This is a genomic window from uncultured Psychroserpens sp. (genome assembly GCF_947494225.1).
GTDB lineage: Bacteria > Bacteroidota > Bacteroidia > Flavobacteriales > Flavobacteriaceae > Psychroserpens.
In genome coordinates this window covers 165,965-182,021 of record NZ_CANLUG010000009.1, presented here as the reverse complement: position 1 = coordinate 182,021, position 16,057 = coordinate 165,965, and the positions used below count along the sequence as shown (strand labels likewise).

Sequence of the window (16,057 nt, the reverse complement as noted above, 5' to 3'; positions counted from 1 at the left end):
TAGAAGGAGAGTTAAGTGGATCATACGATGAGTGTGGTGGAACACTTACAGTGAACTGGACTTACACAGATGATTGTAATAGAACAATCACTGCAAGTAAGACGATCACAGTATTACCTGCACCAGCAGCAGAATTTAATGACCCAGGAGAAATGGAAATTTCTTGTACTGAAGCATTAGATTTTGAATCAACTCCATTAGGATACACTAACGGAGAGACTGGAGCATGTGAGATTTCAGGAGAAGTAGATGGAACAGTAATTGGAGATTACACTACATGTGGAGGATTCATATATGTTGACTATACATTTACTGATGATTGTGGTAGAAAAATTACTGCTAAGAAAGTAATTACTGTATTACCTGCAGAAGAAGCTGAATTTGATGAAGTAGAAGACATGGAAATTTCATGTGAAGAAGCTGAAACATTTGAAGCTGGATCATTAGGATACACTAATGGAGGTAGAAGTACATGTAGAATTGAAGGATCAGTAGAAGGTGAGTTAAGTGGATCATACGATGAGTGTGGTGGAACACTTACTGCTAACTGGACGTATACTGACGAATGTGATAGAACAATCACTGCTAGTAAGACTATTACAGTATTACCAGCGCCAATAGCTGAGTTTGATGAAGTAGAAGACATGGAGATTTCATGTGAAGACGTAGATTCATTCGAAGGCGGATCATTATCTTATAATAATGGTGCAACTGGAGCATGTGAGATTTCTGGATCAGTACAAGGAGTACCGCAACCTTTCGAAGGTAGCTGTGGATCTTTCGAGGTAGATTATACATTTACTGATGAGTGTGGACGTACAATAACAGCTAAGAAAACTGTAACTGTTATTGATAACGAAGCACCAGCTCCTACAGGAGTTTGTGATAATGAAACGATGACAATTGAAGGTTGTCCTGCAACTGCTGAAATCTCTTTACAAATTGGAGATGAAATTAGTATTGCAGATAGAGACTGGACAGTTGGAGGAATTTCAATTGAAGAACTTAACGGTACATTAGCGCCATGTTTCACAGATAACTGTGCAGCAACAAGTGATTTAACTTTCAGAGTAATCGGAAAAGATGCTGAAAGAAAAGATTGCTACGCTACACTTACTGTTACTTTTGAAGTAGAAGATACATGTGAAAACGTATCTGAGCCATTTACTTGTACATTTATTGTAGAAGATACAACGGCACCTACATTCAATGAAGAGTTGCCAGGTGATATTGCTATCGAGTGTGGAGAGGAAATCCCTGCTGCACCAGTATTAACTGCAAGTGATGACTGTTCTGATGCTACTGTGGATTATGATCCAGGTAACTTTAGAAGAGAGTGTAAAGCTGATGACGCTAGTAACCATACATTATGGATTGCTAATAACGGTGGGTTAGATGCATCTAACAGAAACTGGACATCAACTAGTACATCATCATTTGTACAATACTCAAATGGTACTGCTAAATTGACAGGAACAGTTGCTAACGTGAACAATGCTAATCAAATTTTCGAATTTGTTGCATGGTTTAAAGATGCTAGCACATACGAAGAGTGGACATCTATTCCTAATGCAGCGTCTCCAACAGGTTTCCGTCAAGCTAAACTAGACGCAGGAACTTCTAATGGAGCAACATTAGCAGATGCACAAACTTGGACTTATTACCTAATGGATGAATCTAAAGACAATAAGCTAGTTGGACAAGGCGATTACGCTGGAGTAGAGTTATCTCTATCTCATAACCCAACGAACTTAAGATATGGATTACAATATGGTGAGAAAGCTAGTTTACAAAGTAACGGATTAGGAGTGTCAACTTGGATTAAGATTCAAGGAGATTACAACGGAAACAGTTTCAATAGTAATGGTGATTTCAATATCGCATTATCTGATTGTGTTGAAGATCCTAATTTTGATCTTGAAGGACAATGTGATGCTACTATAGTACGTACTTGGACTGCTACTGATGCTTGTGGAAATGAAACTGTTCATACACAAACAATCACGATCAGTGACAATACGCCACCAGTAGTTGAGTGTCCAGAAGATGTAGATTTCGGTTATGTTACTGAAACTCCATCAGGATTTGCTGACAAAGCACCTTATACTGATAACTGTGGTACTTCTGGTCAGACACAAGTGTTCACCGATAGTGAAACTACTGTGACTCCAGGAGATGTTACTCAAGTAAGTACTGAGTTTAGATTTATATTCCAAGCAGGTTACATCTTAACATTTGGAGATGCACCAATAGGAAATGTAAACGACGCTCCGTATTATCAAGGATATGTTACTGATCTTAACGGGGTTCTATTACCTCAATACGGAAACTTTGAGTTAATATTCTTCTTCAATGGATTATTCCAAGACTATAGTATAGTTCAGAATGGTGAAGAAGTTGGATATGGACCAATGATTGATGGATTACCATCTTGTAACTCTGCAGATTGGTATGTAGAAAGTGTTAACGGTCACAACAAAGCATTAACTGTTGAGTGTGGTCAGTACGAATCTACAACTGAGTACTCATTTACACGTACATTCTACGCAGTAGATGAATGTGGAAATGAAGGTGAGTGTTCTGTAGAATACACTTGGACATCTGCTTCAAATGTATCTAGAAACGGAGAAGCTGAAGAAGGATTTGAATTCTATCCAACGAATAGAGATCCTGAGGCTAGAGTTGCTCATGATGTAACTGTAGACTTTAAGGCTTATCCAGTGCCATTTGATAAGGAAGTGAACATTTCATACTCATTTGAGTTTGATACTAATGTAACTATCGAATTATTTGATACTAAAGGTTTATTAATCTTAAGTGAAACAAATGATAGATATGTTACAGGTTCTAAAGACAAGACTACTTTTGACTTGTCAAGAATCTCGAACCAAATGTTCTATGTTAAGTTAACTACAAGTCAAGGATCAGTTACTAAGAAGATCGTATCTTCAGGTAAGAAGTAAATTGATAAATAATTAGGGAAATTCCCTAAGGGTAAATATTAAAGGCAGCTATTTTATAGCTGCCTTTTTTTGTTTAATACTTTTGCATTTAAAGTATATTTCTAATTCCATAATAGAGGTATAGTTTAAGAATAAAATATCAGGTGTTTATTGAGAAGAAAAATAATAATAACCATACAGGTTATACTGTTAGCGTTTGAGCCCAAGTAATGGCTTCGGGTAAGGTGTCAAATATTTCAAAAGGTTTACTAAGAAACAACTTCTCAATTTGCGCAGTGCTTTTTGCCATAAAGTTTTTTGAAACGACACAAAAGCCAACAAGGTTAGGAATCTTTGAGGTTTCCTTATAAATTGCGGGATCTACAGAATATGAATTTATTCTATGAGTAATATAAACAAATGCCTTGTTTTTGTAGTAATTATCAGCAATGTCTGTCAATACAGAATTATGTTCGACAGTAATATTTACGCCAGTATTTACCGTAACTACCATATAGTTATCGTAAATATAAACGTCGCAAAAATCAAGTTTAATTCTGTCTGTCATATTCTAAAGTTAATCATTCTAAAAATTTGAAACAAAAAAAAGCCTCTTTATTTAAAGAGGCTTTTTATAGAAAGTTACTTGAGATTATGACTCTTGTTGTTTTTCAGACTTCTCAATTTTAATAGTTAATTCATCAGACTTTGTATCTAAATCCATAGTAATTGTATCGCCTTCATGTAATTGAGAATTAATAATTTCCTCAGCTAAAGCGTCTTCAATATACTTTTGTATAGCTCTTTTAAGTGGCCTTGCACCATAATCCTTGTCAAAGCCTTTTTCAGCAATATAATCTTTTGCTTTCTTGCTTAACTTTAGTCTATATCCTAGATCTTTTATACGTTTAATGAGGTGAGCCAATTCGATATCAATGATTTTATTAATGTCTTCTCTGTCTAGAGCATTAAACACCATGACATCATCAATTCTATTTAGGAATTCGGGAGCAAATGCCTTTTTGAGTGCATTTTCAATAATACTCCTTGAATTGTCATTAGCCTGAGCTGTTTTAGCCGCAGTACCGAAACCAACACCTTGACCAAAATCTTTTAATTTCCTCGCACCAATGTTTGACGTCATTATAATGATTGTATTTCTAAAATCGATTTTTCGACCTAAACTATCTGTTAAGTAGCCATCATCTAGAACCTGTAAAAGCATATTAAACACATCTGGATGTGCTTTTTCAATTTCATCCAATAAGATTACCGCATACGGCTTTCTTCTTACTTTTTCCGTTAACTGTCCGCCTTCCTCATATCCTACATAGCCTGGAGGAGCTCCAATTAACCTTGAAATAGCAAATTTCTCCATGTATTCGCTCATATCAATTCTAACAAGTGCTTCTTCACTGTCAAATAGTTCTCGAGCCAATACTTTAGCTAACTGTGTTTTACCAACACCGGTTTGTCCCAAAAATATAAATGAACCAATTGGCTTATTTGGATCTTTAAGTCCAGCACGATTACGCTGAATAGCTTTTACAACCTTTGCAACGGCTTCGTCTTGACCAATAACTTTCCCTTTTATAAGTTCAGGTAATTGAGCTAATTTGTTACTTTCTGTTTGGGCGATTCTGTTAACCGGAATACCTGTCATCATTGAAACAACATCTGCAACATTATCTTCTGTAACGAGTTCTCTATGTTGTTTAGTTTCTTCTTGCCATTTTTCTTGAGCAATTGCTAAGTCTTTTTCAAGGCGTTTTTCATCGTCTCTAAGTTTTGCTGCCTCTTCATATTTTTGTTTTTTAACAACTTTGTTCTTAGTTTCCTTGACTTCTTCTAACTTTTTTTCTAGCTCTATAATTTGATCAGGAACATTTATGTTAGTAATATGAACACGTGAGCCGGCTTCATCTAAAGCATCTATCGCTTTGTCTGGAAGAAAGCGTTCGGTCATATATCTATTGGTTAATTTAACGCAAGCCTCAATAGCTTCTGGCGTATAATCAACATTATGATGCTCTTCATATTTACCTTTTATATTATTTAATATCTCAATTGTTTCTTCTACGGTTGTTGGTTCTACAATGACCTTTTGGAAACGACGCTCTAGAGCTCCATCTTTTTCTATATACTGTCTGTATTCGTCTAAGGTTGTTGCTCCAATACATTGGATTTCACCTCTTGCTAAAGCAGGCTTAAACATATTTGATGCGTCCAAACTACCTGTTGCACCTCCTGCACCAACGATTGTATGAATTTCATCTATAAAGAGAATAATGTCATCATTCTTCTCTAATTCGTTCATTACAGCCTTCATGCGTTCTTCAAATTGACCTCGATATTTTGTTCCAGCCACTAAACTTGCTAAATCTAAAGTAACAACACGTTTATTAAACAGTATTCTTGAAACTTTTCTTTTCACTATTCTAAGGGCTAGACCTTCAGCAATTGCCGACTTACCAACACCGGGTTCTCCTATCAATAAAGGATTGTTCTTTTTACGTCTACTCAAAATTTGGGAGACACGTTGTATTTCCTTTTCTCTTCCTACAACGGGATCAAGTTTACCTTCTTCTGCTAGAACTGTAAGGTCTCTTCCAAAGTTATCCAAAACTGGGGTTTTAGACTTTTTAGTTGATTTAGCCGAAGATTGTCCAAAAGGGTTCTCTTTAGCAGCCTCGTCTTCATTAGGCTCGTCATCAGAGAACGACTCAGATTTTGGAAGATCTATATAATCATCATCATTTGTAATCATAAATTTGAATTGTTCTTTTACATTATCATAATCTACCTTTAACTTATTCAAAAGTTTTGTGGTAGGGTCGTTTTCATTTCTTAAAATGCACAATAATAAATGTGCGGTATTAATAGATGTACTCTGAAATAATTTAGCTTCTAAAAAAGTTGTTTTCAGAGCGCGTTCTGCTTGTCTTGTTAGATGTAAGTTCTTCTTTTCGTTCGAAGCAGTCGTGATATTGGGATTGGCAGGGCTTAAAATTTCAACCTTTCTTCTTAAATGATTGAGGTCAATATCCAACGCATTTAATATATCAATAGCTTTGCCATTACCATCACGAAGAAGTCCCAGCATTAAATGCTCGGTACCTATAAAATCATGACCTAAACGTAAAGCTTCTTCTTTGCTGTACGCAATTACATCCTTAACTCTTGGGGAAAAATTATCGTCCATAGTAATCTCTTTCTGCATTAAAAATAATAAAATCTACCTATAAAAGGGCAAAAACTATACCTTAAATATAGTAGTAGTACTAATAGAGTGAAAAAACTTTACAAATTCAAAGTATTTAACAAGATACTTATTAAAAATCGAGCTTAAATTTGTTAATAAATAGTTCTAAATTTTGACTTTATAAGTCGCCCAAACACTATGAAAATCGTTATCTTAGCACGATTTGAAAACCTACAAAAATCTAATTTATATAATATATGGAAGAAGGAGAGAAATTGATCCCTATAAACATTGAGGATGAAATGAAATCTGCCTACATTGATTATTCAATGTCGGTCATTGTGTCACGTGCATTACCAGATGTTAGAGATGGTTTAAAGCCTGTACATAGACGTGTACTTTATGGAATGCATGAACTTGGTGTTAGATCAAATACTGCTCATAAAAAATCGGCAAGAATTGTTGGAGAGGTACTAGGAAAGTATCACCCTCATGGAGATACGTCGGTTTATGATGCTATGGTTCGTATGGCTCAGGAATGGAGTTTACGCTATATGTTAGTTGATGGTCAAGGTAACTTTGGTTCTATTGATGGTGACAGTCCTGCAGCGATGCGTTATACTGAGGCCAGAATGAAAAAGATATCTGAAGAAATGTTGGCAGATATTGACAAAGAAACGGTAGATCATAAATTAAATTTTGATGATACACTTCAGGAACCTACAGTACTTCCAACGAGAATTCCAGGACTTTTAGTAAATGGTGCTTCAGGTATTGCTGTGGGAATGGCAACCAATATGCCGCCACATAATTTATCGGAAGTTATAGAAGGGACAGTAGCTTATATTGATAACAATGACATTGAAATTGATGAGCTTATTCAACACGTAAAAGCACCAGATTTTCCAACAGGTGGAACCATTTATGGTTATGATGGTGTTCGAGAAGCCTTCAAAACTGGTCGTGGACGAATTGTAATTCGCGGTAAAGCTAGAATAGAAGAAGTACAAGGAAGAGAATGTATTATTGTTACAGAGATTCCTTATCAGGTGAATAAGGCAGATATGATTAAAAAAACTGCCGACTTAGTTAATGACAAAAAGATTGATGGTATTTCTCTTATTAGAGATGAATCAGATAGAAAAGGAATGCGAATTGTTTATGTTTTAAAACGTGATGCTATTCCAAATATCGTTCTAAACATGTTGTATAAATATACAGCATTGCAGTCTTCATTTAGTGTCAATAATATTGCCTTGGTAAATGGTCGTCCGCAATTATTGAATCTTAAAGAAATGATTCATCATTTTGTAGAGCATAGACATGAAGTTGTTGTTAGACGTACTAAGTATGAATTACGAAAAGCAGAAGAACGTGCGCATATATTAGAAGGTTTAATTATTGCTTCAGATAATATTGACGAAGTTATTGCTCTAATTCGTGCATCATCTAATGCAGAGGAAGCTCGTGCAAAATTAATTGAACGATTTAAACTTTCTGAAATACAAGCCAAGGCAATCGTAGAAATGCGATTACGTCAACTTACAGGTTTAGAGCAAGACAAATTACGTTCTGAATATGATGAGTTAATGAAGACTATTGATGATCTTAAGGATATTCTTGATAAGAAAGATCGTCGTTATGATATTATTAAAGACGAACTTCTTGTTATTAATGACAAATATGGAGATGAACGCCGTTCTCAAATTGAATATGCAGGAGGTGATTTGAGTATTGAAGATATGATTCCAGATGAGCAAGTAGTTATTACAATTTCTCATGCAGGATACATTAAAAGAACATCCCTTACAGAATATAAAACTCAAAATAGAGGAGGAGTTGGTCAAAAAGCGTCAACAACGCGTAATGAAGATTTCTTAGAGCACTTATTCGTAGGAACGAACCATCAGTACATGTTATTCTTTACACAAAAAGGAAAATGTTTCTGGATGCGTGTTTATGAAATTCCTGAAGGAAGTAAAACATCTAAAGGACGTGCCATTCAAAACTTAATTAATATTGAACAAGATGATAAAGTTATGGCTTTCATCTGTACTCAAGATTTAAAAGATGAAGATTATATCAATAGTCACTATGTAATCATGGCCACTAAAAAGGGTCAGGTGAAGAAAACCTCTTTAGAGCAATATTCTAGACCTCGAACTAATGGTATAAATGCTATTACTATCAAAGAGGATGATGAATTATTAGAAGCTAAATTGACTACAGGGAATAGTCAAGTAATGCTAGCTCTAAAATCAGGGAAGGCTATTCGTTTTGAAGAAGAAAAAACAAGACCAATGGGTAGAAATGCCTCTGGTGTGCGAGGAATTCGTTTAGCTAATGATGCCGATGAAGTTATCGGGATGATTGCCATTGAAAATCCGCAAGAAGAATCTGTTTTGGTGGTTTCTGAAAAAGGCTACGGAAAACGAAGCTATATTGACGATCCAGAAGATGGGGAAGCAATTTACAGAATTACAAACCGTGGAGGAAAAGGAGTTAAAACAATTTCCGTTACTGAGAAAACGGGTCATTTAGTAGCTATTAAATCAGTGACAGATGAAGATGATTTAATGATTATTAATAGATCTGGTATTGCCATTAGAATGGAAGTAAAAGATCTTCGAGTTATGGGAAGAGCAACACAAGGTGTTAAATTGATTAACCTAAAAGGTAGCGATTCTATTGCGGCAGTTGCTAAAGTGATGAAGGAAGATGAGGAAGAAAATGACACAGAGGATTCTGATATTCAAGATGTTAACAATAGTGGCACAACTCTTGATTCTAACGAAGAAGAATAAATTACATTAACACTAAAAATAACTTAATAATGAGAAAACAAATTGTAGTTGCTTTGGCACTTTTAGTTAGCACGATTTCATTTGCTCAAAAGAATGAAATAAAAGCTGCTGAAAAAGCAATAAAATCTGGTAACTATGCCGACGCTAAATCGGCTATTCAATCGGCCGAATCTTTAATTGGAAGCGCTGATGCGAAAATGAAAGCGAAGTTTTATTTCTTAAAAGGAAAGGCTTTTTACGCTGCAGGAGTAGGATCTAATGATGATATGGATACTGCGATCGAGAGTTTTAATAAAGCAAAGGAAATTGAAGCTCAAGCTGGAAAATTAAAGTATACAGAGGATATCAACGTCCTTAAAGGACAAATGCTAAACTCTGTTTTGACGAAAGCTCAGACACTACTTCAGAATAAAGATTATATGAAATCTTCTGCTAGTTTTGAAAAGGCTTATAAGATGTCTCCTAGCGATACATTGTACTTGTATTATGCAGCATCAACTGCAGTAACTGCTCAAGACTATGTAACTTCATTAAAGTATTATGAAGAATTAAGAGATTTAGGTTTTGAAGGAAAAGGATTTCAGTATTATGCAATGAATAAAGAAACTGGAGAGGAAGAATTATTTGATAATGTAGTGTTAAGAGATGCTTCTTTAAAGGCTGGAACTCATATCGTACCTAAAGATAAGGCAACACCTTCTAAATCTGCCGAAATTGTTAAGAATATTGCCTTAATTCATGTCTCAAATGGTGATAATGAAAAAGCATTAAAAGCAATGGCAGACGCAAGAGCTTTGAATCCAGATGACTTAGGACTTTTAATTTCTGAGGCGAACGTTCAATTAAAAATGGGAAATAGAGATCGATTTAAGGAACTCATGCAAGAAGCAACTGTACAAGATCCTAACAATGCAGAATTGCAGTACAACCTTGGTGTTATTGCTGCAGAAGCTGGAGAGAATGATGCTGCAAAGAAGTATTACGAGAAGGCCATTTCTTTAGACCCTTCTTATACAGATGCTTATAACAACATGGCTGTTTTAATTTTAAGTGGTGAAAAATCTATCGTAGAAGAGATGAACTCTTTAGGAACATCTTCGGCAGATAACAAACGATATGACGAGTTGAGAGAAGAACGTAAAAAAATATACGAATCTGCAATTCCATTTTTAGAAACGACACTTAAGTTAAAGCCTAAAAATATCCAGGCTGCTCAAACACTTATGAATATTTACAGTGCAACGGCACAAACAGAAAAGTTTAAAGCGATGAGAGCTAGAGTTGAAGAATTAGAAGCGGGAAACTAATTGATTCATCTAACTAAGAATTAAAAAAAGCGACTAATTTTAGTCGCTTTTTTTAATTATATAATTTTCTTAATGACTCTTAATTTATGCGTGTGGCTACGTTTATCAACATTGTAAATACCCGAATGATCTAATCGATCTATTCTAACCTTTCCATGGGCATGAATAATATAATTATCTTTCATAATAATACCTACATGCGTAATATGACCTTCAGAGTTATCAAAAAAAGCTAGATCTCCTGGTTCACTTTCTTCAATAAAACTTAAGGCTTGACCCTGAGTTGCCTGCTGCGAAGCATCTCTAAGCAGTTGATAACCATTAATCTTATAAACCATTTGGGTAAACCCAGAGCAGTCAATACCAAAAGGTGTTTTTCCACCCCAAAGATATGGTGCATTTAGGTAGGTGAATGCGGTGTTGAGTAAGTTCGATTTATCTTGTTGTTCAGCAATAGAGTTGCCATCAAAAGAATGTTCTAATAGGTTTAGACCATTTAAAGAAGACCCTAAAGGAATGGTATGTAATTGCTGATTTTTATCCTGAACAAATTCTATTAAATCGGTAGAAAGAATATGACTTTGTTGTTTGATTGTTTTATAAGCATCTTCATTAATTTCAAGATACTGTTTATTATCAATCCAACCTTCATATTTATCATAAGCAAGCCGAATTCTGCTCCAAGATTTACGTTGTTCGAGTACCTTGAAAATTTCACCATAAAGTACCTGTGAAACTAACTCACTTGGGTCACTGGGTTCAATTCTAAGAGGAACAATGCTCAGATTACAAATTCCGTATTGCATTAAGCTATATTAATTACGTTCAATTACTACTGCCGAAGCACCACCACCACCATTGCAAATAGCAGCGGCTCCAATTTTTGCATCGTTTTGTTCAAGAACACTTAACAATGTGATAAGTATTCTAACTCCAGAACACCCTAACGGATGCCCTAACGATACAGCACCTCCGTTTACATTAACGTTACTATCGTTAAGCCCTAGTATTTTCATATTGGCTAAACCAACTACAGAAAAAGCCTCGTTAAATTCAAAATAATCAACATCGTTGAGTGTTATTCCGGCTTTGTCTAAAGCCTTTGGTAATGCTTTAGCAGGCGCAGTTGTAAACCATTTAGGTTCGTGGGCTGCATCTGCATAACTTTTTATTGTAGCTAATGGTTTTAATCCTAATTCATTTGCTTTGTCTTTGCTCATTAACACCATTGCTCCGGCTCCATCATTTATTGTAGAAGCGTTTGCTGCGGTTACGGTTCCTTCTTTAGTAAAAGCGGGACGTAAAGCTGGAATTTTTTCCATTTTCACATTCGTATATTCTTCATCTTTTGCCACAATCACCGGTTCACCGCGACGTTGTGGTACTTCTACAGGGACTACCTCATTATCAAATTTACCTGCATCCCAAGCTGCAGCAGATCTATTATAAGATTGAATAGCAAAAGCATCTTGGTCTTCTCTAGAAAAATCATATTCTGCAGCACACGCATCAGCACATACTCCCATAGCGTTTTGGTCGTAGACATCAACCAAACCGTCTTTTTGCATACCATCTTCCATTTTGGCTGGACCAAATTTTGTAGCCGAACGCGCATGGTAATAATGAGGTATTAAACTCATATTCTCCATACCTCCAGCAACAACAATATCAGTATCACCAAGCGCAATAGATTGCGTTGCTTGCATCACAGTTTTCATTCCTGAAGCACAAACTTTGTTTATTGTAGTACACGGTACTGTATCTGGAATACCAGCATAAATGGCCGCTTGACGCGCAGGTGCCTGACCTGTTCCAGCCTGAACAACATTACCCATTAAAACCTCTTCAACCATTTCTGGTTTTAAATTAATTTTATCTAAAGCCCCTTTTATGGCAATGGCACCTAATTTTGGTGCAGGAATTGTTGATAAAGCTCCTAAAAAACTTCCTATTGGAGTTCTTGCAGTTGATACAATAACGACGTCTCTACTCATTTTAAATCTATTTTGTTTTGTAGCTGCAAAATTAATCATTTTTTAATAAAAAGACAGCTTCAATACGATAACATCGGTTCTATTATATTTTCTTACTTTTGAAAGTATTAGTACGTATTGCTCATAATTGTTAAATCGTACTTTAACTCCTATAATAATGAATGATTTAATTAATAAGTGGTATCGAAATCATGCACTTTTATATAAAGTGCTTTTGTTTTTAAGTACTACCTTTTTGATTGTTTATTTATTTCCGAAGAGCGGAAAATTTAAATATGATTTTGATAAAGGAAAGCCTTGGCAGTCTGAAAGTTTGCTCGCGCCATTCGATTTTGCCATAAAAAAATCTAATGAAGAAATTAAAAACGAACGGCAAGAGGCTTCAGAAAAGAGTGCCGTTTATTTCGACATTAATACTTTGGTTGAATCATCTGTTCTAAGTGACTATTCTGAAAAATTCAAAGCATCATTTAATGACAGTATTGTTAGGACACATCGTAATTTATATAGCGTAGGTGAATCTGCAATTCTAGATATTTATGAGTTTGGAGTTTTAGATGAAGATTATGACTATTTAAACGATAAGAATGTCATATTATTAGAACAGCAGACACAATATGATGAGACTCAATTTTCAAATCTTACAAAATTTGATGGGTTTAGAAGTGTTATTGAAAGGAAATTGGCAGACAATGGTTTATCTCGGTTTGATGCCACTTTTGTTTCCATGTTTTTTAATATTATAAAACCTAATTTAAGTTTAAATGCGTCCTTTACTCAAAATGCTTTAAATGAAAGGTTAGAAGGTATTTCGAGTGTTAGAGGTAGAATTGAGAAGGGAACTTTAATTATATCTAAAGGTGAGCTCGTTGAAGGGAACAAATACGATATCTTAACATCCTTGGAAACCGAATACGAATCTCAAGTTTGGAACGAGTCTAATTATAACTTAATTGTATTTGCCTATGCCTTACTTGTAGCATTGGCCTTGTTAATGCTTTTATTGTTTCTACGGAAATATAGAATGGATGTTTTCTTAGATAATACTAAAGTCACCTTTATATTCTTTAATATTTTATTAATGATTTTGTTGACCACATTAATCATTAATTATAATTCTCAGTATGTTTACGTAGTACCTTTGTGTATTCTTCCATTAGTTTTAAAAGCATTTTTTGACGCAAGGTTGGGATTATTTGCACATGTCCTTACAGTATTACTCTTAGGCTTTATTGTGCCAAATAGTTATGAATATATGTTTTTGCAAATTATTGCGGGAATCGTAACTATTTTGACCGTTTCAGAATTATACAAACGTGCCAACCTATTTATTTCAGTTGGGCAAATAACCTTAATATACATTATAGCTTATTTTGCGTTTTTTGTAATTCAAGAAGGCGATATCACCAATTTGAATCCTACTACTTTTGGACTTTTCGTACTTGGTGGACTGGCAACGTTATTTGTACAACCTCTCATCTATATTTATGAAAAGTTATTTGGTTTAGTCTCTGATGTTTCTTTATTAGAACTTTCAGATACGAATACAAAACTTTTGAAGCAACTTGCCAATAAAGCACCAGGTACATTTCATCATTCTTTAAACGTAGCCAATTTGGCTGAGGCATCTGCAAATGAAATAGGAGCGAACGCTATGCTTATTAGGGTAGGAGCATTGTATCATGATATTGGAAAGATGAAGAACCCAACCTATTTCACAGAAAATCAGGCTACAGGTATTAATCCGCATGACGAACTATCGTCTAGAGAGAGTGCCAAAATTATAATTGATCATACTTTAGATGGCATTGAGATTGCAAAGAAGCATAATTTGCCAGATCGAGTTATTGATTTTATTAGGACGCATCATGGTACAAGTTTAGTGTATTATTTCTACCGAAAAGAGAAAGAACTTAATGACGATACGAACGATGCAGATTTTAGATATCCAGGACCCCAGCCTTTTAGTAAAGAAACAGCCATACTTATGATGTGCGATAGTGTTGAAGCCGCTTCTAAGAGTCTTAAAGAGCCTACAACAACGAAGATTGATAAGTTTGTAGAAAGTATTATTAGCAAACAAATGGAAGATGGTCAATTTTTAAATGCGAATATTACCTTTAAGGAAATTCAATCTATCAAAAAAGTGCTTAAAACGAAGTTAGCCAACATATTCCATCTAAGAATTGAATATCCCGAATAAATTTTACTGAAAAAAATATAAAAAATTGTTGTGTTGTTGCTAATGAAAAGTTACATTTGCATCCCATTAAAAAGACGTTCTTTTTAAATTTTATTGGAGAGGTGCCAGAGTGGTAATGGAGCAGATTGCTAATCTGTCAACGCGTAAGTGTTGCCCGGGTTCGAATCCCGGTCTCTCCGCTTTTTTTGATAACCATTTTCGGGGTGTAGCGTAGCCCGGTTATCGCGCCGCGTTTGGGACGCGGAGGTCGCAGGTTCGAATCCTGCCACCCCGACCACAAGAGCTGAACAATCTGTTCAGCTTTTTTTGTTTTATATTTACTAATTAGGATGCTTAAATTTAAACCAATCTAAGTTTAAAAACAGTTATATGTTATACCTAATTAGTGGGGCTTCACGATCTGGAAAAACCACGATTGCAAAAAGAATAGCTGAGCAAAAAGGCATATCTTACATGTCCTTAGACTGGCTTGTTATGGGGTTTACTAATGGGATTCCTAAGTACGGCATTCATGATAAGTTGTTTCCAAATGAAATCGCTAAGCGCATTTGGAGTTTTTTAAAAGCCATGTTAGAAAGTATGATATGGGTTGATGTAGACTATATTATTGAAGGGGAAGCGATACAGCCAGAATTGATTGCAGAATTACTGAAAAAACATCCAGACAGACTTAAAATTTGTTTTGTAGGTTATACCAGTGTTAGTGTTGAAGAGAAGTTTCAGTATATTAAAGATTTTAGTACTGAACAAAACGATTGGTTGATTGATAAATCTGATGCATATATCAAGGCCCATATACAAAATATGATAACTCATAGTCTAACTATTAAGGACGCTTGTTTTAGATACAACATAAACTATGTTGATACGTCCAAAAACTTCGAAGGTGTTATAAATCAAGTCGTCAAACAATTGAGTGCTTTGCGCTAAGATATAATAAATATAGAGGCTTTTAACAACGCATTTGACTACTCAATACGTCTATAATTTTCAGCGTAAATACGATTGCCATCATCATCAATCTCAATTTGGCTAAACGTATTACCATTAATAACAAGTTCGTGTTTAAATTCTTTTTTCTCTTCAATAATTTTACTCATCATTTCAGAACCATATTCTAATATTTCAACGAGCTCAGAGCCGTTAACAGTATAACTGCCATAGCCAAACCATTCGGAAGAATCTGATGGGATATACTTACTCCACATAACCTTAGAGTCGGTATACATTTTTACTTGTCTATAGCCTTCACTGGTTCTAAAGGAATCTTTAATTTTATTGTCCATGTAATTGTAGTAGCCTACCAATTCCCAGGCACCTTCAAGCGGATTCGAATTATGTTCAACCTCAGAAACATCAATAGTAGCTTCTTCAACTTGGTGCTCTGGTTGCTCTTTGCAGGAAAAAATCAACAGTATAATTAGGAGTGATGAAATGATAGCTTTCATAATTTTGATGATTTTAATATGTGAATTACTTTAAATTTACAAAAAAACTACCAGTATTGCTAAAATCTTATTTGCATATTCAAACTAAAAATGGATTCAATTTATAATTTATAACATTGAAAAATCCAATATATGTATAACAACTGTTAATAACTTT

Annotated in this window: 10 protein-coding genes and 2 tRNA genes; 7 read left to right on the top strand and 5 right to left on the bottom strand. The window is 34.9% G+C overall.

Annotated elements, in window-relative coordinates; all coding sequences use genetic code 11:
- The coding region (locus Q0893_RS18080; protein ID WP_299278344.1) for a T9SS type A sorting domain-containing protein at positions 1 to 2,963 on the top strand (2,963 nt) is incomplete at its 5' end.
- Positions 2,964 to 3,144: 181 nt separating this feature from the next.
- Here Q0893_RS18080 and Q0893_RS18075 read toward each other — a convergent pair.
- Together Q0893_RS18075 and Q0893_RS18070 are read right to left on the bottom strand one after the other, a co-directional pair.
- Entirely contained in the window at positions 3,145 to 3,510 is a 366-nt protein-coding gene (locus Q0893_RS18075; protein ID WP_298904026.1) for a hypothetical protein, read from the bottom strand.
- A gap of 84 nt (positions 3,511 to 3,594) precedes the next feature.
- A complete protein-coding gene (locus tag Q0893_RS18070; RefSeq protein ID WP_298904326.1) occupies positions 3,595 to 6,144 on the bottom strand; it encodes an ATP-dependent Clp protease ATP-binding subunit in 2,550 nt (849 codons plus the stop codon).
- A gap of 257 nt (positions 6,145 to 6,401) precedes the next feature.
- Here Q0893_RS18070 and gyrA point away from each other — a divergent pair, with 257 nt between their 5' ends.
- Both gyrA and Q0893_RS18060 read left to right on the top strand, forming a co-directional pair.
- Positions 6,402 to 8,948, top strand: coding sequence for a DNA gyrase subunit A (gene gyrA / locus Q0893_RS18065; RefSeq protein ID WP_298904028.1), 2,547 nt, complete (start codon positions 6,402 to 6,404; stop codon positions 8,946 to 8,948).
- Between the two features lie 29 nt (positions 8,949 to 8,977).
- Positions 8,978 to 10,255: a tetratricopeptide repeat protein gene (locus Q0893_RS18060; RefSeq protein WP_298904030.1), complete on the top strand. Its 1,278-nt coding sequence runs from the start codon at positions 8,978 to 8,980 to the stop codon at positions 10,253 to 10,255.
- 56 nt (positions 10,256 to 10,311) lie between these two features.
- Here Q0893_RS18060 and Q0893_RS18055 read toward each other — a convergent pair whose 3' ends face one another.
- Complete coding sequence (locus tag Q0893_RS18055) at positions 10,312 to 11,061, bottom strand: C40 family peptidase (protein WP_298904032.1); 750 nt, start codon at positions 11,059 to 11,061, stop codon at positions 10,312 to 10,314.
- 9 nt (positions 11,062 to 11,070) lie between these two features.
- A complete protein-coding gene (locus Q0893_RS18050; RefSeq protein ID WP_299278338.1) occupies positions 11,071 to 12,249 on the bottom strand; it encodes an acetyl-CoA C-acyltransferase in 1,179 nt (392 codons plus the stop codon).
- Between the two features lie 157 nt (positions 12,250 to 12,406).
- On the opposite strand from Q0893_RS18050, the gene Q0893_RS18045 reads away from it, so the two are divergent.
- From Q0893_RS18045 to Q0893_RS18030, 4 genes are all read left to right on the top strand, one after another.
- Entirely contained in the window at positions 12,407 to 14,452 is a 2,046-nt protein-coding gene (locus tag Q0893_RS18045) for an HDIG domain-containing metalloprotein (protein ID WP_298904035.1), read from the top strand.
- A 95-nt stretch (positions 14,453 to 14,547) separates the two neighbouring features.
- Positions 14,548 to 14,631: transfer RNA gene (locus tag Q0893_RS18040), tRNA-Ser, on the top strand.
- A gap of 20 nt (positions 14,632 to 14,651) precedes the next feature.
- Positions 14,652 to 14,729 (top strand) — tRNA-Pro (locus Q0893_RS18035).
- A 92-nt stretch (positions 14,730 to 14,821) separates the two neighbouring features.
- Entirely contained in the window at positions 14,822 to 15,382 is a 561-nt protein-coding gene (locus tag Q0893_RS18030; RefSeq protein ID WP_299278334.1) for a hypothetical protein, read from the top strand.
- A gap of 38 nt (positions 15,383 to 15,420) precedes the next feature.
- Here the strand turns inward: Q0893_RS18030 and Q0893_RS18025 are convergent, their stop codons facing one another.
- Positions 15,421 to 15,900, bottom strand: a complete 480-nt coding sequence (locus Q0893_RS18025) for a hypothetical protein (RefSeq protein WP_299278329.1) — start codon at positions 15,898 to 15,900, stop codon at positions 15,421 to 15,423.
- Positions 15,901 to 16,057 lie beyond the last annotated feature (157 nt).

Coding starts and splice junctions, on each gene's coding strand:
- Q0893_RS18075 (WP_298904026.1), bottom strand. CDS start 3,510: ATGACAGACAGAATTAAACTTGATTTTTGCGACGTTTATATTTACGAT.
- Q0893_RS18070 (WP_298904326.1), bottom strand. CDS start 6,144: ATGGACGATAATTTTTCCCCAAGAGTTAAGGATGTAATTGCGTACAGC.
- gyrA (WP_298904028.1), top strand. CDS start 6,402: ATGGAAGAAGGAGAGAAATTGATCCCTATAAACATTGAGGATGAAATG.
- Q0893_RS18060 (WP_298904030.1), top strand. CDS start 8,978: ATGAGAAAACAAATTGTAGTTGCTTTGGCACTTTTAGTTAGCACGATT.
- Q0893_RS18055 (WP_298904032.1), bottom strand. CDS start 11,061: ATGCAATACGGAATTTGTAATCTGAGCATTGTTCCTCTTAGAATTGAA.
- Q0893_RS18050 (WP_299278338.1), bottom strand. CDS start 12,249: ATGAGTAGAGACGTCGTTATTGTATCAACTGCAAGAACTCCAATAGGA.
- Q0893_RS18045 (WP_298904035.1), top strand. CDS start 12,407: ATGAATGATTTAATTAATAAGTGGTATCGAAATCATGCACTTTTATAT.
- Q0893_RS18030 (WP_299278334.1), top strand. CDS start 14,822: ATGTTATACCTAATTAGTGGGGCTTCACGATCTGGAAAAACCACGATT.
- Q0893_RS18025 (WP_299278329.1), bottom strand. CDS start 15,900: ATGAAAGCTATCATTTCATCACTCCTAATTATACTGTTGATTTTTTCC.